Source organism: Lactobacillus apis (assembly GCF_002837055.1).
In the GTDB taxonomy this organism is placed as follows: Bacteria; Bacillota; Bacilli; order Lactobacillales; family Lactobacillaceae; genus Lactobacillus; species Lactobacillus apis.
Window position 1 is genome coordinate 42,607 of sequence record NZ_PDKP01000004.1, and the last position, 22,499, is coordinate 65,105.

Here is a 22,499-nt window from a genome sequence, read left to right on the forward strand (position 1 = left end):
TCATCAATTGTTAATTCAAAAATAGATAGGTTTATTCACCACTAATTTTACCCCATTCTTAAAACATAGAAAAAGAGTCTGGGAAAAACTCTAACCTAACTAAAAAAGGCCGACAAATCACGTCAATAAAACGTTGATTTGTCGGTCTTTTTAAATTGTGAAATTTTTTAATTTAACTTCAAAGAACACTTTTTTCCCAGACTCCTCAGTAGTTTGGCAGACAACCAAACCATTTTTTATTATTTTGTCTAAGTCTAGCCTTTGTTAATTGCTGTTAAATCAAGATTTCCTCATCAACTAACATTGTCAGCTTATTCCCATTCAATTGTTGAAGGTGGCTTACTCGTTACATCGTAGACGACGCGGTTAATGTTTGGCACTTCATCGACAATTCTAGTCGAGATTTTTTGCAAAACATCCCATGGCAGACGGGCAAAATCTGCTGTCATCCCATCAATTGAAGTAACTGCTCGAATACCAATGGTGTAGTCATAAGTACGTCCATCACCCATAACACCAACGGATTTAATTCCAGGTAAAACAGTAAAGTATTGCCATACGTCTTCTTGCAGTCCTGCCTTTTTAATTTCGTCACGTAAAATAGCATCACTGTCACGCACTATTTTTAGCTTGTCTTCTGTCACTTCACCAAGAACTCTAATACCAAGACCAGGTCCAGGGAATGGTTGACGCCAAACTAAATCGTGTGGAATGCCTAGTTTTTCGCCCAATTCGCGCACTTCATCTTTAAACAACTTACGCAATGGCTCAATTAACTTGAAGTTTAAGTCCTTAGGAAGACCACCTACATTGTGGTGCGACTTAATCGTCTGTGCTGTGTTAGTTCCACTTTCAATTACATCAGTGTAAAGGGTACCTTGAGCCAAGAAATCAACATCCTTAATTTTCTTAGCTTCATCAGCAAATACTTCGATGAATTCCTTACCAATTATTTTACGTTTTTGTTCTGGATCAGTGACACCTTTTAGTTTATTTAAAAACCGTTCTTGAGCGTTCACACGAATAATGTTCACACCCAAATCACGATTTAAAGCTGCCATTACTTCGTCACCCTCATTTTTACGCAGCATCCCGTGATCAACGAAAATTGCAGTCAATTGATCTCCGATCGCTTTATGCAAAAGTGTTGCGGTCACACTGGAGTCTACACCACCGGATAAACCAAGAATGACCTTTTTGTCACCAACCGTTTTTCTGATTTCTGCAACCTGTAAGTCAATAAAGTCGGTCATTGACCAATCATTTTTGGCACCACATACTTTAAAAGCAAAATTACGCAAAATGTCGAGACCATATTGTGTGTTGCGCACTTCGGCATGGAATTGAATACCATACATTTTGGCTTGATCGTTTGCAATCGCAGCAATCGGGCAGTTTTTACTTGAAGCAACGACTTCAAAGCCTTTAGGAGCCCCAGTTACTAGGTCCCCATGACTCATCCACACATATTGCTCTTTTGGTAAGTCACTGAATAAAACGTTGCTAGAATCTTCAACTTCAATTTCTGCACGACCGTATTCTGAATTGTCAGCTTTTTCAACTTTACCATCCAGATAGTACGACATTAATTGCATTCCGTAGCAGATACCTAAGATTGGAATCCCTAAGTCAAAAATTGCTGGGTCAACCTTAAGTGCATTTTCACCGTAGATACTATTTGGACCACCAGAAAAAATAATCCCCTTTGGATTAATTTCTTTGATTCTCTCCATACTGATGTCATGCGGTAGGAGCTCAGAATAAACCCCAAAATCGCGCAAGCGCCTGGTAATCAATTGATTATATTGACTACCAAAATCTAAAACGATAATTTCATCAAAATCGTGAATGTCTTTTTTCACTGATATCCGAGCTCCTCTTCTAAAAACATGAATTTATTTAAACTGTACTAAGAATTATCTCTTTGGTCAACTACTTTTTTATCAGATAGTCATCTACACAGTTAAGCTGCACAGATATGAAAAACAGGTTTCTTTAGCCTATAAAAAGTGAAAAAAATAAATGCGTCGCTTATCTGGCAAAATGCTAAACTTGTCTTATATAGACAGTTTTTAATTTTTAAAAAGGACAGTCAAATCAGATGGCAAGAAAGTATTTTAGTGAACATACGCGTGCAAAACATACATATCAATTTTTCAAAGACAGGCTTAATGACCCTAAATGGCACGATGAATATCTAGCAGTTCGTTCAAAACGGAATCGCACTATTGCAATTGAAGGCATTTTGCTAGTAGTACTTTTATTAGCCGGGATATTGTGGTGGCATAATTCAGTTTCTCAACCGTATGTTGCTGAAAATACCTCAACTACTTCAGCTGACTCAAAAATAAATCGCCCTAAGAAAAAGAAAAATGGTCTTGGCCGTTTTATTAAAAAACAGGTGAAAACTGCTAAAAAAGACATTGCTTCAGCCAAACCCAATTCTTCCCAGCAGGCTAATACTGACAATCAACAAAAAGTGCAAAACTATATTTTGCACAAAGGATTCGAAATAGGGCCAAAATTATATGATGGTGAACCAATTGATAAAGCCATGGAAGAACGGAAAGCTCCTCAAAACTCAGTTCACGATGGAACAGTAACACTTTATTTTGCTAATTCAGAAATTGTGGAGCAATCTTTCATTGGCAGCTATAATCCAAAATTTGAGAGTCACTATCGTACTACACCAAATGAACTGATTGTTAGAAATGATCATATTCCCTATGAAATTAACAATGGGCAAGTGATTTTTAAAAACTGGCTCGTAAAAGATGGGAGTCATACAGTTACTTATGAAATAAGAAATTACCCTGGTGCCAAGGAAGACATTGATAGCAAACCAGCAAGATAGATAGATCAAATCGATTAAACTTCACCTTGCACAACTTAATTTGGTTTGTTAGAATTCACTCAACAAGTAAATATTAATCTATATATTGTCGTAATGTGGTCGACAGTCTCTACTCAGAACCGTAAATTCTGAACTATGGATAAACAATAGCAATTAACTCAGCGCAAGCTGCTTTAAGGGTCTTTTTTACCATAGTTTTGGTAGAGAAGGCCCTTTTATTTTTCAAGGAGGAAATTGTGAAGCTTTTAGAAGATCGGATCCGTCAAGACAGTGAGGTTCTACCTGGTGATGTACTAAAAATTAATTCTTTTCTGAATCATCAGGTTGACCCAGAGCTGATGATGGCTGTGGGCAAGGAGTTTGCTCGTCTATTTGATCAAAGCGGAGCTACAAAAGTATTAACCTGTGAGGCTTCTGGTATTGCTCCCGGAGTAATGGCAGCATACGAACTTCATGTGCCAATGGTTTTTGCCCGAAAGAAAAAGCCATCAACACTTAATGATGCGGTTTACTGGGCTGATGTATATTCCTATACCAAGAAAACCACAAATCAAATTTGTGTAGAACAAAAATTTTTACATGAAGACGACAACTTATTGATTATCGATGACTTTTTAGCTAACGGCGAAGCAGTCAAAGGAATGATTAACATAGCTAATCAAGCCAAGGCTGATGTGGCTGGAATTGGTATCGTGGTTGCGAAAACTTTCCAAGGTGGTAGCAGCTGGATTAAAGAGCACGGTTACCGCCTAGAATCCTTAGCAAATATCGCTAGTTTAGCTAACGGCGAAGTTCAATTTGCGGACGAAAAATAATGAAGCAAGAAGAAGTTAGTCACCAAAAAGCAGCTATTTTAGGTCTACAGCACCTATTGGCCATGTACTCTGGTGCAGTTGCTGTACCATTATTAATTGGAACAGCGTTAAAGTTCAACGCAGAACAAATGACTTATCTTGTCTCAATTGACATCTTTATGTGTGGGCTTGCAACACTACTACAACTCATGCGAAACAAATACTTTGGTATTGGTTTTCCAGTAATCTTGGGTTGTGCCATCCAAGCGGTTGCACCTTTACAAATGATCGGTCAAAAGTTTTCGATTAACGATATGTATGGTGCCATTATCATTGCGGGGATCTTTGTCATCTTGATTTCTGGCGTTTTTGCAAAAATCAAGAAGTACTTTCCACCAGTGGTTACAGGAACTCTAATCACTACTATTGGTCTTACGCTGGTCCCTGTGGCCGTTCAAAATATGGGTGGTGGCAATGCTAGTGCCAAAGACTTTGGTAGTAGCCAAAACCTGATATTGGCTTTCAGCACAATGTTCATCATCTTGGCATTAGAAATCTGGACTAAAGGCTTCTTGCGGTCAATCTCGGTTCTTATCGGCTTAGTTGCTGGGACCGTAATTGCCTCTTTGATGGGACGAGTTTCCTTGACACCAGTTTTAGAAGCTTCTTGGTTTCACTTGCCCCAATTATTCTACTTCGGTGTTCCAAAATTCGAATGGTCATCTAGTTTGACCATGATGATTATCGCATTAGTTTCAATGATTGAGTCTACTGGCGTCTTCTTTGCTACTGGTGACCTAATTGGCCATGATGTAACTGAAGAGGATTTAAAAAAAGGGTATCGTGCAGAAGGATTAGCACAAATCTTTGGTGGTTTGTTTAATGCTTTTCCGTACACTACCTTCTCACAGAACGTTGGACTACTTCAACTGTCAGGTATTAAAACAAAAAGACCAATTTATTGGGCAGCTGGCCTGTTAATGGCTATGGGACTGTTACCAAAAATTGGTGCACTAGTTACTATTATTCCTACTCCTGTTTTAGGTGGCGCAATGCTGGTAATGTTTACCATGATTGCCGTTCAAGGAATTAAAACACTTGTAAAAGTGGATTTGAGTGACAATAATAATATCCTAATCATCGCAATTTCAGTTGGCTTAGGACTTGGCGTCACTATTTATCCACAATTTTTCAAGAACTTACCTGCAACAGTTCAATTATTTTTAAGTAACGGAATTGTTATCACCAGTTTATCCGCTACACTTCTAAATCTTTTATTGAAGGGAGGTGAGTCAAAGAAAAAATAGAAAAATCAAACTGCAAATATCATGTGAACAATTATTTTCCCTTAAAATTGTTTTGTTCGCGCCAAAAGGCATCTTCTAAGTCGAAGATGCCTTTTTTAATTACCAAAATAGCTCACGTTCTATTCAATTATTGCATTCAATTTCTGTTTGGACTCATTCCCAAAATCCATATTGAAATATTGCGTGCAAGTTTCTAACATCAATTCGCCTATCTTTTCAAACGGTTGATCTTCTATTTTTTCCACGTACTTCATAATTCCAACTACTGTAATAAAGATTAGAAAAACTTGTGTTTCAGGCAAAATCTCAACCTTAGCACATTTTGTCTTATATCCTTCTATAAACGAGCTAATCAGATTTTTGTTTAACTTGAAATCTTGATAAAACAGTTTGATGAAGTCTTGATAGTTTACACCTTTCCTTGCTCGTTCAAAGTCGATTAAACGCAGTTTCCCATTGACAAGTTTGTAATTGCGCACACCAACATCACCATGAAGTACTACCGTGGAATAAGCACATAAATCATGTTCAATTTTGGCTTTAATTGGATTAAATGCTTTTAACAGTTCTTCAAGTCTGTCCTTGACCACAAAGTTTTTTAGACTGCTAACATCCGTCTCAACCTTTTTAAAAAGCTGTTCATTAAGATAAATGCCCTCAAATGGTTTTACATTTTGATGAAAGGCTGACAATTCCTGTCCCATTTCAAAAGCCAATTCGGTTGTAAGCGGTAGTTTTAAGTCTATCGGATCACAATCCTTCATTATTAATATGAAGCGCTGCGGATTTTTAATCGTAAAAAAGCCTAATACGCGTGAATTAAGTTGTTCATTAACAGCTTTTTCGGTTAAAAATTTACCTTCTTGAGAAAAAACTTTGACAAAAATCACTTGTTTATAAAGTTCACTATACCCAACAAAAGTGCTGTTTAGTGACTCATGCGTTATTTGGGTTAATGTTGCCTTTAATTTTTCCTGTAAAATTTTTCTAGTTTCCATATGTATATCTCTTTTAGTCTCTATAGCTTTTTATAATTTTTAATTCAAATTAGTTCACACGATTTTTTTACCATCACTTTTTCTCAACTCCAACAATCAAATAAATAATTTCAGGTTAAGTTTGCGTATTTCTTTGCATTATAGCTGTCCTTTTTAATACAATATAGATTAAGTTATTTTGAAAGGACAGATTAAATGAAAAAAGCAGAATGTACGACTATTCTTGTCGGTAAAAATGCTTCAATTGATGGCTCAGCAATGATTGCCAGAAGTGAAGATGGTGGACGTGAGATTATTCCCGAAGGTTTCGAACTTATTACACCAGAAAAACAACCTAAACACTATGAAAGTGTTATTAGTCACCAAAAAATTGATGATGAGGACTTAGCAGATACTCCTTTACGCTACACTAGTGCACCAGACGTATCAGGTGAAAGTGGTATTTGGGCAGCAGCCGGAATTAACTCCGAAAACATTGCAATGACTGCAACTGAAACAATCACTACGAATTCCCGTATCCAAGGAATCGACCCACTAGTAACTGAAGGTGGACTTGGTGAAGAAGACTTTGTTACCTTGACATTGCCTTATATCCACAGTGCTCTTGACGGTGTTAAACGGATGGGTTACTTACTTGAAAAGTATGGTACTTACGAAATGAATGGTATGGCTTTTGCTGACCATGATGAAATTTGGTACCTTGAAACAATCGGTGGTCATCACTGGATCGCTCGTCGCATCCCTGATGACGCTTATGTTGTTGCTCCTAACCGTTTGAACATTGATGAATTCCACTTTGGTGAAGACGGCTTTTTAGCTGACGATACTTTGGAAGGTTTAATCGAAGAATACCACTTAAACCCTGATCGTGAAGGCTACAACATGCGTCACATTTTTGGTAGTTCAACTGTCAAAGATGCGCACTACAACAACCCTCGTGCTTGGTTTGTACACAATTACTTTGATCCAGAATTTGGTGGCAAACCAACTGATCAAGACCAACCATTCATTTGCCACGCTAACCGTAAGATTAGTATTGAAGACATTTGTTTTGTAGAAAGTTCACACTACCAAGATACACCGTTTGACCCATACGGCGACCTTGGTACTCCTGAGCAAAAGAAGACTTATCGTCCAATTGCACTTAACCGTAACTTCGAAACTCATATTCTCCAAGTTAGAAATGATGTTCCAGAAGAAATAGCTGGTGTTCAATGGCTTTGCTTCGGTCCAAACACTTTTAACAGCTTTGTTCCTTTCTATACCAATGTTAATGACACTCCTGCAAGCTTCCAAACCGGTCCAAAATTTGATCTCAACAAGATTTTCTGGTTAAACAAGCTAACTGCACAACTTGGAGACACTAATTTTAAGGTATATGGCGAGCTTGAAAGTGACTTTGAACAAAAATCATTATCACAATGCCACTTTATTCAACACGAAACTGATAAGAAGGCTGCAGGTCTTACAGGTAAAGAAGCTGAAGACTTGTTAACTGAAGCTAACCAAAAGATGGCCGACCAAGTTTACAACAATACAATTGAATTGCTCAGCAACATGGTTAATGAAGGTCATAACTTAGCTACACTTAAGTTTGACTTATTAGACTAATTATTTTAATGCAACAAAAACGGTAGAGAATATACTCTACCGTTTTTTATTTAAAAATCATTTACTAAATATATTGCACAGTTTAAAACGATAAATCATTTTTCGAAAGTTTATTTTCCCGTTAAACTTGGAGTTTCATTATTTTGAATTCGTCCTTCACATTTTCTAATCCGTAAAGCTACATCCGTTAAAAGATTTGCACTTGTAAGGATTGCTTCTCCTGTGTTTAACTTTTTAATTTCAGCAAGTTCTTGTTTATTCAAATAATTTTGAATAGCTGAAATTTCATCATACTGCGTTAAACGATGTATCAATAAAGTACCTACTTGCCCAAGTAACACCTTATCAACATCATTAGGATTTTGAGTTGTAAGAAATAAGAAAATCCCTTTTTTTCTACCTTCTCGAGCAATTGTAGTTAACCCATTATAAAATTCACTGCCTGATTCTGAAGCTTTCTTTGTATATCGATGTACTTCATCAATGAAAAAAACAAACGGATTAATATCATCTTTTTCAATATTAACTATGTAATTCGAAACTAAGTCGATTATCGTTCCCCCTATTGAATCTGACATTCCAATACCTGAACAATCAATATATAAACTGGTATTACTATTTGTAGCAAAATCGCAAATTTCTTTAAATAAACTATTTTTAGTATCAGTTCCTTGAGTACTATTCTCACCAAAAAAATCTAAAAATGCAGTATTATTAAATTTATACTCAATTTTTTCAAAAAGAAATTGATTAGTGTTAAGTCTGAAATCATCAGTGATATATTTACGTACTTTTTTCCCCTGTGAATAGTCATTCTGGACAGCAACAGCAACAGATTCTTTTATAATTTGCTTGGGAAGATTTTTTAAGTTAAAGCTCTTTTGATCCTCTACATCTGATAAATCGCTTGCTACTGTAGTAACTTCTTTATCTTCTTTTACATAGCATCCCTCAAGACCTTTTTTAGCTTGATATCTCAATGACCGTATTGCACTAGCTAATACTGATGGTTGAGTGCCATCGTTTGTTTCTAAAAGTACTTCCCAATTTTGCAAGCTTAATTCATCAACTGATATTATCGTATCTTCACCCAACTTCAGCTTTTCTAGCTTTTCTTCATCTTTAAAAGCTGCCTCATATTCTCCAGTTGGATCAATTATCAAAACTTTTATGTTTTGTTTGATTAGTTTATCAAGAATGCTAAGAGCAGATGTTGATTTCCCACTATTTGTTGCACCTACTACCATTAAATGTTTATCAAATAATGTACTAGGTCTATATTCTACTTCTTGTTCATTATTTGTTAATACAGCAAAAGATGATAGGGTTTCTTCATTTTTATTTGAATCATTGATAACTTCAACCGCATCGAAGTACTCTTCGATGATTCTATTATTAGCTATATAAACTTTATCCATAATTCCGGCAGTTAAAGTTCCTGGAAGCTTAAATCTATCCTCCCCGTTAGCTAATAGCCCAATCACATCTATACTAATTTCGGGCCAAGTTTCATCTTTACTTGTAAAATGAATATTATTTGAACTTGCAATTTTAGATTGATATATTTCCCCAAAGAATAAACCTTTTATAGATTCTACTACTACATAATAATTTATAGTACTAGGAATTAAAGAATTTTCTTCTAGTTCTCTATGTGACAAAAGTGACAAATTTTCTGCCTGCAAAACAATATGATCTTTATAAACTTGAGTTATCATTCCCAAATAGAACTCGCTCTTATTTATTCCACTATAAAAGTCATCAATTATCATTATGATCCCCCAAATAAGTACCAAGATTATCATTCATTGTGGCTTTTAAAAACGCAACCTGGTGATAGTCTTTACTTAGATTTAATAGTTCTTGCCAGTTTTTGTTGTTTGGTTGATCAATGTCATAATCTGTTACCAGCAAAGCTAGTTCTTTGTTATTTTTCACTGCTTGAGAAATCATCCGAAAGATATGATTATCCGAAAAACTAAACCCAGCAGTAATTAACAAAGTGTTCTTCCGCTTTAACAGCTCTTGAAATTTAGTGAATAAATCAAAATAAGGTTCCTGGTAGCTCTGCGCATACTTATCTGAACTTGGAAAAATCATAACTGTATCATCAGCTTCAACCTTTTCTCCATTTAACACCCGTACAATTTCACCTTCTTCGTCTCTTTTCCACGTTAGTGATCCATGCAATTTTATTAGGTTAAAAACTCTTTTATTGTATTCTAATTCTCTTGTTTTAATATCCGAAACTTCTTTGACAAGATTCCAATTAAACATATCGCTATCAAACTTAGGTTTTGCTAAAAACTTAAATCCATCAAATACAGTATAATTTTGATTTGCTGCGGCATCTTCAAACACAGTGTCATAGTTAGTAGTAATTACTGATAGTTTACTGGGTGCTTCAATTCTTTCCGTTAAAATATTTAAAATTCCTTCATGTTTAAATTTTTTTCCATCATACGAATAACTAGTATTTTCTTTAATTATCTCAAGAACTCTTTTTTTCGTAGCTATGTATTTTTCTTCTTTATCATCAATATACGGTTCAAAATGAATAACACCGGATAGAAAATCTTCTAAGTCAAAATCTTCGCTTAGTTTTGATTCATTTTTATCAATTACTTTGTTTTTATAGTGTGCTTTCTCTGCTAACTCTTCCAAACTATATAAGTCACTTTCCTCATTTAGTTTTGTATTGATGTTTTCTGCAATCATGTTAACAGTTTTACCACAATCAGAATCTATATCGTTTTTATTATCCTCCGTTTTTTCAGTAGCGTTTGACTTTTTGGAAACCACAGAAGCTCCAGCACCGGCCAAAAAAACAATATTATCAAATTTCCTGTTTGTAAATTTTTTTACTTCTCTTTTGATTTCACTTTCGAATTCAATTTTAAGCGGATTTGGTTCTTCTTTTGTATCCTCTTCTAAATTATGACCCATTGCAACCAAATAATTCTGAAAAGAACTTTCAACAGAATTTTTTTCTATTAAAAACTTCTCGTTTCGCTTGAACAATCTCATTCCAAATGAAAAATATGATGTTTTTTCTTCACCCACATTACTTACCTTCTTCCATAATTCAACAGCTCTGCAATCATCATTATATAACAAGTAAACTGATATACTAGTTTTTATTATAGTCAACAGTACTTAACTTTAGCAAGGAGATTAATAATCTTGTGCTGATTTTTGGTAAATTTCATGTTCATTGGATTTACCTCCTTGTTGTCCTCATTATGAATAAATCGCTTCTATGAAAAAAGTTAACTAAGTTCAGTACAAAAACCGAACTAAAAAACATGAAGTATTTAAACTTCATGCTCTGTAAAGTATCGTATTCAATTTTTTATATACTTTGAACAAACTTGGTTAAAGCAGGATAAATTTTCACATATTAATATATGAAAATTATTCTCTTAATAATCGTTTTGCAAGTGCAAAATCACCTACAGTTGCTGAACCATTATTTTCAATTTCAGGCATAACAATGTATTGATCAAGTTCAGGTACGTGAACGTAGCCATTCAACAATTTAGCAAAATCACGTCTTACTTTTTCTAAGAACTTTTCACTAGTAACGCCGCCGCCAAAAACAATTTTATCAGGGCGCACAATCAGTGTAACTTGCAAAGCAGCTTGAGCAACGTAGTAACTCATGATGTCCCAAACAGGATCTGATAGTGGAACATCCTTGCCTGGCTTATTCAAACGAGCATCAAAAGTTGGACCAGATACTAAACCTTCCAGACAATCTTTGTGGAAAGGACAAACACCTGCAAAATCAAGATCATCAGGATGACGCTTAAGCTTAACATGGCCCATTTCAGGGTGGCCAAGTGAACCAACTAACTTGCCGTTAATAATTGCTCCACCACCAACACCGGTGCCAATAGTGTAATAAACAAGAGAGTCAATGTCTTCATTAGATAATTGTGACATCACATACTCACCATACGCTGATCCATTTACATCAGTTGTGAAGTACATTGGTACATCAATCTCTTTTTTCAAATAACCAACAAAGTCAGTATTACTCCAGCCTGCCTTAGGTGTGTCAGTAATGTAGCCATAATTCGATGCAGTCTTACGTACTTCGATTGGTCCAAAAGAGGCAATTCCAATCGCATCAATATCAAATTTTTTGAAGTAGTCGACTGTTTTGCGAAGTGTTTCCTCTGGAGTTGTGGTTGGGAAAGTAGTTTGATCTTTAATCTGGTAATTTTCGTTACCGACGGCGCAAACAAACTTTGTTCCACCAGCTTCAATTGATCCTAATAACATTTAGTTGTCCTTTCGTTTTTAAATTCTAATTTACAAAGTTAATTTTAAGCTAAATTATAAATAAAGCTAGTCAAGAAAAGACCATCATTTTAAAAAATGATGGCCTCAGTTCTATCAAGGCTACAGTTTTTGACAAACCTCAAAAATTTCTTTGTTTGGACCATAGAAATTAAAGTACTTAATACCATTTTCCCAATATGGCAAGCTCTGTATACCATCTTCAACAAATTCAACTTTTAATTGTTTAACTTGTTCGTAAGCAGCTTCTATTTCTTTAGTATCTAAAGCAATATGATTGATAGCTCCTACCTTTTCAGGTGCTTCTTCTGGTGATTCCCAGCTCTCAAGCATTAAAGTACCTAACTGGTAAAAACCAACTTTACTACCATCGTTGTCTTCTGTATTTACTAATTCAAAGCCCAGAGCTTCGTAAAATTTCCTACTTTCAACAAATTTTCTTGTAGGAATTCCTATATGTTGTAAACCATTAAAAAACAATTTTTACCTCATATTTTATCTTAAAGTATCTTTCCATTGAGTATGATACTGCAAATTAGAAACAGCGATTTTACCTTCCGTTACAAAGAAACTTAGCTGCTTGCCCGTTTTATTGTACATTCTAGCACTTAAAGCTATGTTGTTTATATACAAAATAATAATACTATCATCTACAATCAGTTTAAAGTCATATTTTTGGTTTTTGACCAAGAAAATTGGACGTTGTAATCCTGTAGTGAAGTAGGATGGCCAAGGGTAATTTGGAGTATGAGTAAATTTAAGCATGTGTTCAGGACGTGAGACTTTATATTGGTATCCTTCTCGAGTTTCACTATTAACAAAAGCCTTTATTCCAAATTCTTTAGTATCTTCTAGAGCATCGATTTGTCCTTCAAGTAAAAACTGACTTGGCAGATTTTCAATTAGACTGTGTTCTGCTTTTTCGGTTGAATTTCCAAGTTCAAAAGTTGGTAAGGAGGCTGTTTTTGCGAAATTGTTAATAATGGTTTGAGGTAGAGTTACCCCAAGAGTTTTGTCTTCTCTTTTAATTACTTGATGTGGTACAAATGCTCCACCCCAATCCCAATTTCCTAAATCATCATTATTTTCTTTAGTCGCTACCCAGCCTGTTAAAAAGCGACCAACATTTTCATTACCTACCGTTCTAGCGGCATAATAAGCTTTACCATCAAAGAATTCATCGCTTAAAGAATGCCAATCGCCAAACAAGTCTTTTCCAACACGATATTTAGTTCTTTTATCTTCAGAATATTCTGAAAAGATTAAGTACCAATCACCATCTATCTGAAATAGATCAGGCATTTCGATCATATTAAATTCATTTGGTGTCCAAAAATCACCTTTGAAATCCCAATTTTTAAGATCTTGAGATTCGAAATAAACTAATCGACCTGTTGGCTTTTTCTTATCACTAGGCAGTCTTGCACCAAGAACTAAAATATAGCATTGCTTTTCTTGAGAATAAACAATTACTGGATCACGCCAATCATTATGATCGTAACCAGTTTGTGGAACTAAACTAGTTGCTTGACCTGATTTTTTCCAATGAACTAAATCTTGGCTAGTAGCTGACATTAAAACCTCAGAAGTCTTTTTAGCTAGTTTAGCTTGGCGATTATGACCTGTATAAAAGGCAATCTTCTCATTTTTTCCTTGAGTAACACTTCCGGCATAAATAAATTGATCAACTGCATCATGCGATCCTTTGGGCAAGACCTCACCATAGTCTTTAAAATTAACAAAGTCTTTTGTTGTAACCAGTGACCAGCCAAACGGATCAGTTAGAGGCTTAGGTTTTCGAGTATCTCTTTGATGGAAAAGATAAAAAGTTTGATCATCCTCATTAAAGAAAGGCATACAGTCCCCAAACCAATAATCTTTTGGTTGATAAAATATTTTTTGCATTTTAGTTAATTCTTTCTTTATTCATCATCATCACCTTTAACATTTTTTAATTCAAATCGTGTCAAAGGGACCATTTTCTCAATTTTATCCACTACATCCTTTAGTGGCTTGTTTTGCATTCTTAAATTCAAAGTTTCAACAAGAACCGGTAAACTAACACCGCCAAATAAATATGATTCATTTTCCCAAGCAGTGCTTTTTTTAGCAAACTCATTAAATGGTGTCCCACCAGCTATATCACAGAAAATAATTACTGGCTCATCAACTAATGGTTCAACCACATTTTCAACCTTCTTTGAAAATTGATCTATTCCTTGATCACCCAATTCAACAGTCTTCACTTTTTTAGTTTGGCCAAAAAATGACTGTAAAACACTTAAGAACTCTCCGGCAAGATGACCATGTGTAGCTATTATTATGTTGAACATTGAATTTCAATCCTTCTAAATATAATCTTTTAAATAAACAGTTGGACTTTGTGGTGTCGGAATAACAGTAACATTTATGCCACGATCAATTAATTGCTTAAATGAAGCACGTTCTTCCTGAGTAACATTAATTGATGGTCGGATACGTTCTGTACCTTCTCTTGCCGCCATATTACCCACATTAACCTCTTTAATTGGTAACCCATTATCAATTAAATAATTAACATCCATCGGAGAAACGCAGATTAAAAGTACTCTCTGTCCCTTATAGCGCCCGCTCTTAATATTAGCTAGCGCCTTTTCTCTTCCTAAAATGGATGTGCTTACGTTTGCTGGGGCAGCCAATCTAACTACAGTTTTACGCATGTCATCATTTACAATCGAATCATTGATAACCATAATTCTCGTTGCATTTAAGCGGCCACTCCATTGTGTTGCCACTTGACCATGAATCATTCTGTCGTCAATTCTAACGTGAACAATTCCTTCCATTCCTTCTGCCATCGTCTACACCTCTATGCCAAAATGTGCATTGCATTTAATGCAACAGATACTACCAAAACAATCAAAATTACATATACTGGTTTTATCTTTTTACCCAGTAAATAATAGATTCCTGCAACAACTGCTGCTGGCAATAGTCCAGGCATAATTTGATCTAGAATACTATTACCAGTCATTGTTAATTTTCCTTGTTTAAAAGTAAATGCTAGATTTACTTTTACCATTGTCGCAGCCAATGCACCGACAACCATCAAGCCCAAAACAGATGCTGCATTAGTAAGAGCCTTTAACGTTGTATTAATTGAGGAAAGCATTTTAGTTCCAGATTTGTATCCAGCATTGAACAAAGGATATGCTGTCAATCTAATTAAAATTGAAGCAATTATCCACATGAATACGCCAAATGGATTACCGTGAAGTGCCATATTAGCTGCAATCGCACCGAAAATTGTCCATGGAATAGTAACAAACAAGCTATCACCAATTCCTGCTAATGGTCCCATTAAACCTGTTTTTAAGGCACTAACTGCTTCAAGCGATGCAGTTTTACCACTTTCTTCCATTCCTGCATCAATTCCCATAATAAACGGTGCAGTGTATGGAGTTGTATTAAAGAACTGCAATTGCGTTTTAATAGCAGTTTTTTTACCCTCAGGATCATCACGATAGTTCTCTTCAATAAATGGTAACATCGCGTAGGTATAGCCTAAACCTTCGTATTTTTCATAATTTAAAGAAGTAGCACCAAAAACAATCCACCGGTTCATTACTTTACGATAAACTTTTTTCATTTTACTCATCTTCGTCAGCACTCCCTTCTACAGCTGCCTGTCCACTTTCACTACCCTTGGTTTGGTTCTTATATAGAAGCAAAGCAATTGCAAAGCCAATTAGTGATATACCAATAATTGGCATCTTTAAGTAAATGGCTAAAACAAATCCAATAATGATGTATGAAAAGTAGTCTCTAGTTGGTAAGTACTGTAATAACATTCCAATACCTACTGCAGGTAGAATACCAGCAGCTGTCTTAAGTCCACCAGAAAGCCAAGCAGGGATGTAGTTAATAAAACTACCAACAATTTGAGGCCCAAGAATTACAGTCAATAGAACTGGAATACCTGATACACAACTTGTCATTAAAGTTGCTAGATATTGCATCCAGTTAATCATTCGGTAGTTTCCTTGTTCAGCATATTTTTCAGCCTTTTGTTGACAGAAAATATTAGCTGACCATTTTAAAACGTCAACTTGAACAATTAGTAAAGCAATTGGAATTGCTAGCGTAATTCCGATAGCAGCTTTTTGATGAGTCGCTAAAGTTAAGTACGTACCAATCAAAGCGGCCGTTTGATAGTCTGGAACTGATGCTCCACCAAAACTGGTAATACCAAGTGTCATTAATTGTAATGTACCACCTATGTATAGCCCAGTTTCTGCATCTCCCATAATTAAACCGGTAATGAAGCCAGCCACAACCGGTTGTGAGATACCCAATTTTGGTCCTTCTTTATCAAAATTGATAATGAAACCATAAATTACGACAAGAATATTTCGTAATATCATTTCTCGTTCTCCTTTTTAGAAAATAAATTAATTTGGTGATTGATTTATCCAAACACTTCTTTCCATCAACTAAATAGCAACTTTTGTGCCAAGTTATAAACAAAAAAGCCACATTACCTAATAAACGTTGGTAAATGTGGCTTTTATTGTCGATCAAAAACTATTTGATCTATGTAAATTAACTCTGATTTGGGAATTTTCACACTATAATTATCACTAATCACACTGAATGCAGCTTTTATTTTGCTTAGTTCATTAGCGTATTTTTGCGAGAATGATTTTTCATAATCATAATCAAGATTATTAGCTTCCTTCCTAATTAATCGCTCAATTAAGTAGCTGACATGAACATAAAGGGTAAACTTCTTTTGATTAGACAGAGTAATTGAAAAGCGACGCTCAAGCTCTTGAATAAAAATAGTAATGTTTTCAATGACTTTGGGTGCATCAAGAATAGTAACCATATTAATGGTTTGCTCTAAGGAAAAGTTCTTAACTAAGTTATTGAGAATCGTTTCTATTTCCTGATTCGAAAATGCTGTTTTTAGCCAGTCACTTAACTTAGCTGTATCTTTGTCAGATAAAATTTGTTCAAGATAAATAAAATCAATTCCGTTAATGCTTGGGTTCTCAGTTCCAATGATGCCAACAACCTCATACATTTTCTTAATAATGCCCACTTCATGAGTATCTTTCAAAGCTTGAAAATCATACGGTACAATCTTAATTTTTTTATTCGGCAAGCAACGCTCCAAAAGTCTTGCGACATGCGTTGCAGTTCCAATTCCAGAATAACAAGTTGTTAGAATCACCTTTTGCTTACTGGTTTCCGGGTAGGTTAATTTAATTTCAATCTCTCCGGTTTGTTTTACTAATTGACTAATCTTCCGAAAATTACGTTTCTTTAGAATGCTTTCACCCACCGTTAAGGCTAATAATGTGGAAACGTTGTTAATTAATAAAATCGGTGCATTAATCTGGCGTGGAAAAAGTGTTTCAATCTCTTTCAATGATCCCATATCAACTAGAATAATTAGGCCATGCGTCACATCATTATTTTCAGTATAATCAATTATTTTGTCGGCAATTTCTTGCGTACTAACATTAATTGGCATATCAAATGCATCAAGTGTATGTGCACTCAAGAGCCGGTTAACTACATTTGCTATACTCCCAGCTGTGGCATAACCATGAGCAATCACAATTGCTTTAATCAAACCAGTCTTGGTAATAATCTCCAACTTGTTTAGATAAATTGTTAGAAAGATATAATCTACTTCATTAAGTTCAATATCCAAATTTGTCTTAATCAAATTAATTAACTTGGTGACATAAACATAAATGTCAAGATAGCGTTGGCGAACATCTTTGTTGAGCTTCACCAAAGCCTTTTGATTCTTTATTTCATCACTGCTCCATTGAAACTTTTGGCGCTCAAATAAATAGTAACTAACTGCATATACTGCATTATTACTAATCTTTAGCTGATAAGCTGTTTTCATTTGCTCAAACAAATGGTTAACGCCATCGATCACATAGGAAAGCAATGGAATATGATCGCTATTATTTTTTTCAAAAAGCAAGGAATCAAATAGCTGATACACTATTTGTTTTAACTTAGATTCACATTCAGCCAAATTTTCATCACTTTGCTCATAGACTTTGAGTAACTTATTTAAGCTATTAAGAAAAATTTTCTTTTCGGGAAAATTTCGTTCAATTAAATCATCTACTTCTGTTTCATTTGTAATCATAATTGGCTTAGAAGAAGGATGATAGACCTCCACTTTGCTTTTACTCAAAACGTCTAGTGGTAAGTTATATGCCGTCAAAGTAATTGTCTCGTTGTCTTTTTGATCAGCATTAGCGCGAGCAATTGTTAACTTAATTGCATTTTTCAAGTCTCCTATATTGCCGGTTGGCTGATAGTTGGCCAACATGTCTAAAACTTGATCGCTAATAGAAAGTGGTTTAGCAATCTTTTTTTGCTCATTATTAAAAAGCGTATAAACCAAATTCAAGCGCTCTTCCTTACTCCGTTGACTAAGCGGAGGCAAAGTGATTTTTACGGGAATACGACGTGTAAAAGTAGTTAAAAAACTGGTATCCAGATCCTCAGTTGTGGCAAAGCATAATCTCACATGGACCCTTTTTCCTTTTTTCGTTTCACCAACTGGATAAACAATCCCTTGGTCTAAATAAGTAAATAGCTTTTCTTGACCTTTAGGACCAAGTCGGTGGACTTCATCCAAAAAGAGAATTCCACCATCGGCTTCAATAAATGCACCCTCATGATCTTCATCAGCACCAGTAAAAGCACCTTTTTTATAGCCAAAAAGATTGCTAGTTAATAGTTCTGGATTGTCAGCGTACTGCGCACAGTTGATTGTTATAAAGGGCGCAGACTTTTTAATTAATTTATGTGTGCGGCAAAAACGATTGATCAAGCTGACCAAATAACTTTTTCCTGTACCACTTTCTCCATTAATCAGTAAAGGCAAGCCGCCGTTAGGATATAGAACTGCGGCCCTAACTCGCTCAATGCTCTCCTTCAAGCTAGGATTAATTTGGACGAATCGTTTTAGCAAATCTTGGTTGCTATTTTCCTGTTCTAATTTTGTAACAGATTGATAGACACTTTTTTTCAGTTTGTAGTTCTCTTTTTCAAAGCTTGAGCGGTGAAGAAAATGCACAGGTCTAGTTTCAATTTTTACCAATTTCTCTTCATTAGTCAGTTGATTTAAATACAAGCTGACGGTATTGCGCTTTGCGTTTAAAGCTTTAGCAATTCCACCAGCCGTAAATTTGTCATCTAATTCCTCCAAATTGACTGTTTTCGTTTCTTTATCCAAGTAATGTAAAATCTCGTCTTTTAGCATAATGACCTCTTTTTTAAATATCGTCTCAACTTAAAACCGCTTTCAAAGTCATTTTACATTAACTTTATCAACAAGTCCGAGCTTTTTTCACTGTAGCAGACTGTGAATCTGGCTAGCAGAAAAAGATTTTTCCTTATTTTGTTCTAGTTACAGCGTTTTTTCTCGTTAATGCACACATTTTAATTAGTTGAAAAAAGCGCTTGTGTGAAAAAGTGTATATTAGTGTGAAAACAAAGAAGACTTGAAGCTATTGTCTTCAAGTCTTTTAAAACTTATTTTTGTTTAAATTAAATTATTTTTCTACTACATTTCCTGGATAGCAACGAATCAGCAATACTAGTGTTTCAGCTACTTTTTCAACATTCAAACAACAAGTAAAAGGTTTAAAATTATTTATTTTTATTACTTTTTACTATCTCTAAAACACTTATTATTAATTGCATTACCAGCTGAATATACCAAAGCAATAACGAATAAATAGATATAACACCTAGTATTACATTTTTCCCATCTAAGTAATATAAAATTAGAAAGACGAAAAACATCGCCAAATAAATGCGTTCCGAATAAATTACAACTTTGTGGTCAACTAAGTGATCTATTTCAGAAGAAGTTGATTCTTGGTCTTTACTTTTGGAAAATAATGCCACTGCCAATGTTATTAGTCCTGTTATTATTTCCCCTGTACTACGCCAAGGAGAAAAATCTTTTATCGCAATTATTATCAATATAATACCTATTGAAATAGGAAAAATTTTACTAAACTTCATTTTCATAATCTACTCCTAAAGAAAAAAGATTTATTTTTAGAATTGTTCATTAGCTTAATTTTTATAAAAACTTATCTTAAAAAAGCTATATATTCACTCACTAAATGCATTGGCATTCTTCTAAAATTACTAATAAGAACTGGTAGCAATCCACCAGATTCGCCATTTTTATTAGCCCAATATTATCAATTAAAACTATACTTTTATATTTTTTGTATACTTAACTTATATTGTACTGCAAGCCCAAATTTAACTCAAATGGCTTGATAATAAAGTTGATCAAGAAATTTTATCTTCAACCATGAGTGTGCTCAATACTACTTCAATAATTGCTGCACCAATTATAATTACCATTTTCAGCAATTTCTTGTACAAGATTAATTTATCTAAGTTATAGCCTAGATATAAAGAAAAAGAAGCCTTGTAAACAAGACTTCTTCTCTAAATTTCAAGCAACTGCTTTAAAGGCAGTTAGCTCTGTTATAGGATTAAGCAAAAGACTGAGCCTACAACTCAATAAATTTATTGAGACCCACATTAGGACACTTATTATTTATTCTTTCTCAAACTATTCTTCTACTCCTCGATTAAACGAATCAAAAATCAACTGATCTTTAATTATTTCTCTATCCGGAGTTAAATCCCATGGTGACCCGGACCGATGAGTCCGCTTACTTAATCGAGCAGCATTGTAATTAATGTAATCATCATTAACCTTATCTAGTAAATCGGCAATTTCACCATCTTTAGAAACCAAGTTATAGTCATTCATGGCCTCTTTGTCTGGTTTATCAATATCTAAAACACGCTTACCATTAAACTTTTTATGTACTTCAGTTATTACTGGACCGTATTGTAAATGAATAATAGGGGAAGAAAACAGCCTACTTCTAGTTTTAGCTAAAAATCTACCATATGCAAAATAGAGAAGCTTATTGGCTTTCATTTGCGTTAATGGATCAACATTCAAATCATTATCCCGCTCAAAGTAATTCTCAACTCGAAACCAATTGGCTAACTGCACAGCAGTGAACTTAGGTTGCTCAGGTTGTGATTCTACAACACTATCACTATGGTTCAAATAGGAATTAACTTTTGCTATCAATTCATCAGAATATTTATTCTTTTCATCAGAAATATATTGTTCAAGTACATTATCGCTCTTTATGAGAGCTTTTAACAACCTATTATTAGCCTTTGTTGGAAATGCACCTGCTTCGTAAAGAGCAATCGTATTTGGACTTAATCCGGTTAATTCTGCTAAATTACGTTGTGTTAATCCAACTTTAGCTCGATATTGTTTTATTTCTTTTGGTGACAATAGACCCATTTCGTCACGATATTTTTGACGGGCAATTTCAGCAGCTTGATCATCTAATGCCTTATCTGGAATCAGTTCATTGGTTTTACTGTCAAAAAGAGCTGGTGCTGTTACTGTATACTTATGTCCATCAATAGTATAAATAGTAGTGAAATCCTTTTGGTAAGCCATATAAACCCCTCCTTTAATAATCAAGATGGAAACTAATAAATACTACTTTTTGATTATCTTCAGTAAATACGAATTTAATGTAGTAAGTTTGGCCATCGCTTGTTTTAAATACCCAGACAAATTGTAATGGATTACTTCTATTCGGTTCATGTTTGACAAAATCACTGACTGACAACTGCTTAACTATTTCCTTCGCCAAAGTTACTGAAACTGGCATTGCCATTTTGTATCTTCTTTGAACCATTTGAAAATGACCATGCTTCACCAAGAATTTTAGCCTTGCTAATGCCTCAGCAACTTCCATTACAAACCTCCAAGTATCATTTCTACATTATTATAGCATCTACTACTAATCAGTAGCAATTAGCAAATATTATACTTTGTAGTTCTATGCAGATTGGCAGAAACAAGGTAAAAGAAAAAGAAGCAAGCAGTTTTTAGCTGCTTGCTTCTTTTCATTTAATCTTTATCAACAGGATTTAGCAAAGAGACGTATTTGCTCATCTTTTAAAATCTAGAAGCTATTTTACAAGATGAACTTCATAGAAGTTTACGCTCTTGACGTATTTGCCTTCGCCAATTCTATATGTCTTCTTGAATTTCTCTAAAGCCTTATATTGATCACCGTAAATGGTTACAGTGGCACCCTTCTTGAGAAGCTGACGTGATGCCTTTTTACCATTAGACTTGTATACGTAAGAATTTCTCTTCAATTTAGCCTTGGTGCCAGTAATGTTTCTTACACGAACATATTCGTCTTTATCTACTACCTTGTAGAAATGTTGACCATTAAATGTATAAACCTTTAACTTATCCTTTTCAACTACAAGGTTAAGGAGGCTATATGCCTTGGCAGTCTTAGAGGTCTTCTTGATCTCCTTAGTGTAAAGAACAGACTTGAACATTACCTTAGTTGATTTACCCTCTTCTTTGGTATCCTTATTTTCCGCATTATCCTTGTTCTTATCCGAAGCAGTTACATCTGCACTTGCTTGTGAAGTAGATTCAATGGAACTTGGAGTGGTATTAGTCCACGGGAGAGATGGTTCAGTACGCTTAACAGTTAAATCTTTTTCTGCTTTATCC

At 34.7% G+C, this 22,499-nt stretch carries 20 protein-coding genes and 1 riboswitch; of the genes, 4 read left to right on the forward strand and 16 right to left on the reverse strand.

Annotated elements, in window-relative coordinates; all coding sequences use genetic code 11:
- Positions 1-311 precede the first annotated feature (311 nt).
- Positions 312-1,868 carry a glutamine-hydrolyzing GMP synthase gene (guaA, locus tag CRG87_RS04860; RefSeq protein WP_370567511.1) on the reverse strand — a complete coding sequence of 519 codons (1,557 nt, stop codon included), beginning with the start codon at positions 1,866-1,868 and terminating at the stop codon, positions 312-314.
- Positions 1,869-2,101: 233 nt separating this feature from the next.
- Between guaA and CRG87_RS04865 the strand changes: the two genes are divergently transcribed.
- From CRG87_RS04865 to CRG87_RS04875, 3 genes are all read left to right on the forward strand, one after another.
- Positions 2,102-2,854 carry a hypothetical protein gene (locus tag CRG87_RS04865; protein WP_074425789.1) on the forward strand — a complete coding sequence of 251 codons (753 nt, stop codon included), beginning with the start codon at positions 2,102-2,104 and terminating at the stop codon, positions 2,852-2,854.
- 58 nt (positions 2,855-2,912) lie between these two features.
- Positions 2,913-3,010, forward strand: a riboswitch (purine riboswitch).
- Positions 3,011-3,090: 80 nt separating this feature from the next.
- Positions 3,091-3,669 (forward strand): xanthine phosphoribosyltransferase, encoded by a 579-nt coding sequence (locus tag CRG87_RS04870; RefSeq protein ID WP_074425790.1) that lies wholly within the window; start codon positions 3,091-3,093, stop codon positions 3,667-3,669.
- Complete coding sequence (locus tag CRG87_RS04875) at positions 3,669-4,955, forward strand: nucleobase:cation symporter-2 family protein (protein ID WP_074425791.1); 1,287 nt, start codon at positions 3,669-3,671, stop codon at positions 4,953-4,955. Before CRG87_RS04870 ends, CRG87_RS04875 begins: the two co-directional genes overlap by 1 nt.
- A 119-nt stretch (positions 4,956-5,074) precedes the next feature.
- Here the strand turns inward: CRG87_RS04875 and CRG87_RS04880 are convergent, their stop codons facing one another.
- A complete protein-coding gene (locus CRG87_RS04880; protein ID WP_074425792.1) occupies positions 5,075-5,953 on the reverse strand; it encodes a phosphotransferase family protein in 879 nt (292 codons plus the stop codon).
- Between the two features lie 195 nt (positions 5,954-6,148).
- On the opposite strand from CRG87_RS04880, the gene CRG87_RS04885 reads away from it, so the two are divergent.
- Positions 6,149-7,564 (forward strand): C69 family dipeptidase, encoded by a 1,416-nt coding sequence (locus CRG87_RS04885; RefSeq protein ID WP_074425793.1) that lies wholly within the window; start codon positions 6,149-6,151, stop codon positions 7,562-7,564.
- A 110-nt stretch (positions 7,565-7,674) separates the two neighbouring features.
- Here the strand turns inward: CRG87_RS04885 and CRG87_RS04890 are convergent, their stop codons facing one another.
- The 14 genes from CRG87_RS04890 to CRG87_RS04955 form a co-directional block, all read right to left on the reverse strand.
- Entirely contained in the window at positions 7,675-9,336 is a 1,662-nt protein-coding gene (locus tag CRG87_RS04890) for an ATP-binding protein (protein WP_074425794.1), read from the reverse strand.
- A complete protein-coding gene (locus tag CRG87_RS04895; protein WP_228150053.1) occupies positions 9,326-10,627 on the reverse strand; it encodes an SIR2 family protein in 1,302 nt (433 codons plus the stop codon). Before CRG87_RS04895 ends, CRG87_RS04890 begins: the two co-directional genes overlap by 11 nt.
- A 351-nt stretch (positions 10,628-10,978) precedes the next feature.
- Entirely contained in the window at positions 10,979-11,851 is an 873-nt protein-coding gene (gene scrK / locus CRG87_RS04900) for a fructokinase ScrK (protein ID WP_074425795.1), read from the reverse strand.
- Positions 11,852-11,971: 120 nt separating this feature from the next.
- On the reverse strand, positions 11,972-12,349 hold the full coding sequence (locus CRG87_RS04905; protein ID WP_074425796.1) for a VOC family protein: 378 nt from the start codon (positions 12,347-12,349) through the stop codon (positions 11,972-11,974).
- A gap of 15 nt (positions 12,350-12,364) precedes the next feature.
- Positions 12,365-13,774: a glycoside hydrolase family 32 protein gene (locus CRG87_RS04910; RefSeq protein WP_074425797.1), complete on the reverse strand. Its 1,410-nt coding sequence runs from the start codon at positions 13,772-13,774 to the stop codon at positions 12,365-12,367.
- A 17-nt stretch (positions 13,775-13,791) separates the two neighbouring features.
- Entirely contained in the window at positions 13,792-14,202 is a 411-nt protein-coding gene (locus tag CRG87_RS04915; RefSeq protein ID WP_074425798.1) for a PTS sugar transporter subunit IIA, read from the reverse strand.
- 15 nt (positions 14,203-14,217) lie between these two features.
- A complete protein-coding gene (locus tag CRG87_RS04920; protein WP_074425799.1) occupies positions 14,218-14,706 on the reverse strand; it encodes a PTS sugar transporter subunit IIB in 489 nt (162 codons plus the stop codon).
- Positions 14,707-14,717: 11 nt separating this feature from the next.
- Positions 14,718-15,506: a PTS system mannose/fructose/sorbose family transporter subunit IID gene (locus CRG87_RS04925; RefSeq protein WP_074425800.1), complete on the reverse strand. Its 789-nt coding sequence runs from the start codon at positions 15,504-15,506 to the stop codon at positions 14,718-14,720.
- Complete coding sequence (locus CRG87_RS04930; RefSeq protein WP_074425801.1) at positions 15,499-16,272, reverse strand: PTS mannose/fructose/sorbose/N-acetylgalactosamine transporter subunit IIC; 774 nt, start codon at positions 16,270-16,272, stop codon at positions 15,499-15,501. The genes CRG87_RS04925 and CRG87_RS04930 overlap by 8 nt, the downstream gene beginning before the upstream one ends.
- A gap of 143 nt (positions 16,273-16,415) precedes the next feature.
- Positions 16,416-19,151: a sigma 54-interacting transcriptional regulator gene (locus CRG87_RS04935; protein ID WP_074425802.1), complete on the reverse strand. Its 2,736-nt coding sequence runs from the start codon at positions 19,149-19,151 to the stop codon at positions 16,416-16,418.
- A gap of 389 nt (positions 19,152-19,540) precedes the next feature.
- Entirely contained in the window at positions 19,541-19,927 is a 387-nt protein-coding gene (locus CRG87_RS04940) for a hypothetical protein (RefSeq protein ID WP_074425803.1), read from the reverse strand.
- A gap of 562 nt (positions 19,928-20,489) precedes the next feature.
- On the reverse strand, positions 20,490-21,413 hold the full coding sequence (locus CRG87_RS04945) for a type II toxin-antitoxin system antitoxin SocA domain-containing protein (protein ID WP_074425804.1): 924 nt from the start codon (positions 21,411-21,413) through the stop codon (positions 20,490-20,492).
- Between the two features lie 13 nt (positions 21,414-21,426).
- Positions 21,427-21,717 (reverse strand): type II toxin-antitoxin system MqsR family toxin, encoded by a 291-nt coding sequence (locus CRG87_RS04950; RefSeq protein WP_074425805.1) that lies wholly within the window; start codon positions 21,715-21,717, stop codon positions 21,427-21,429.
- A gap of 217 nt (positions 21,718-21,934) precedes the next feature.
- Positions 21,935-22,499, reverse strand: a 565-nt coding sequence (locus tag CRG87_RS04955) for an SLAP domain-containing protein (RefSeq protein WP_207763437.1), incomplete at its 5' end; no start/stop codon positions are given.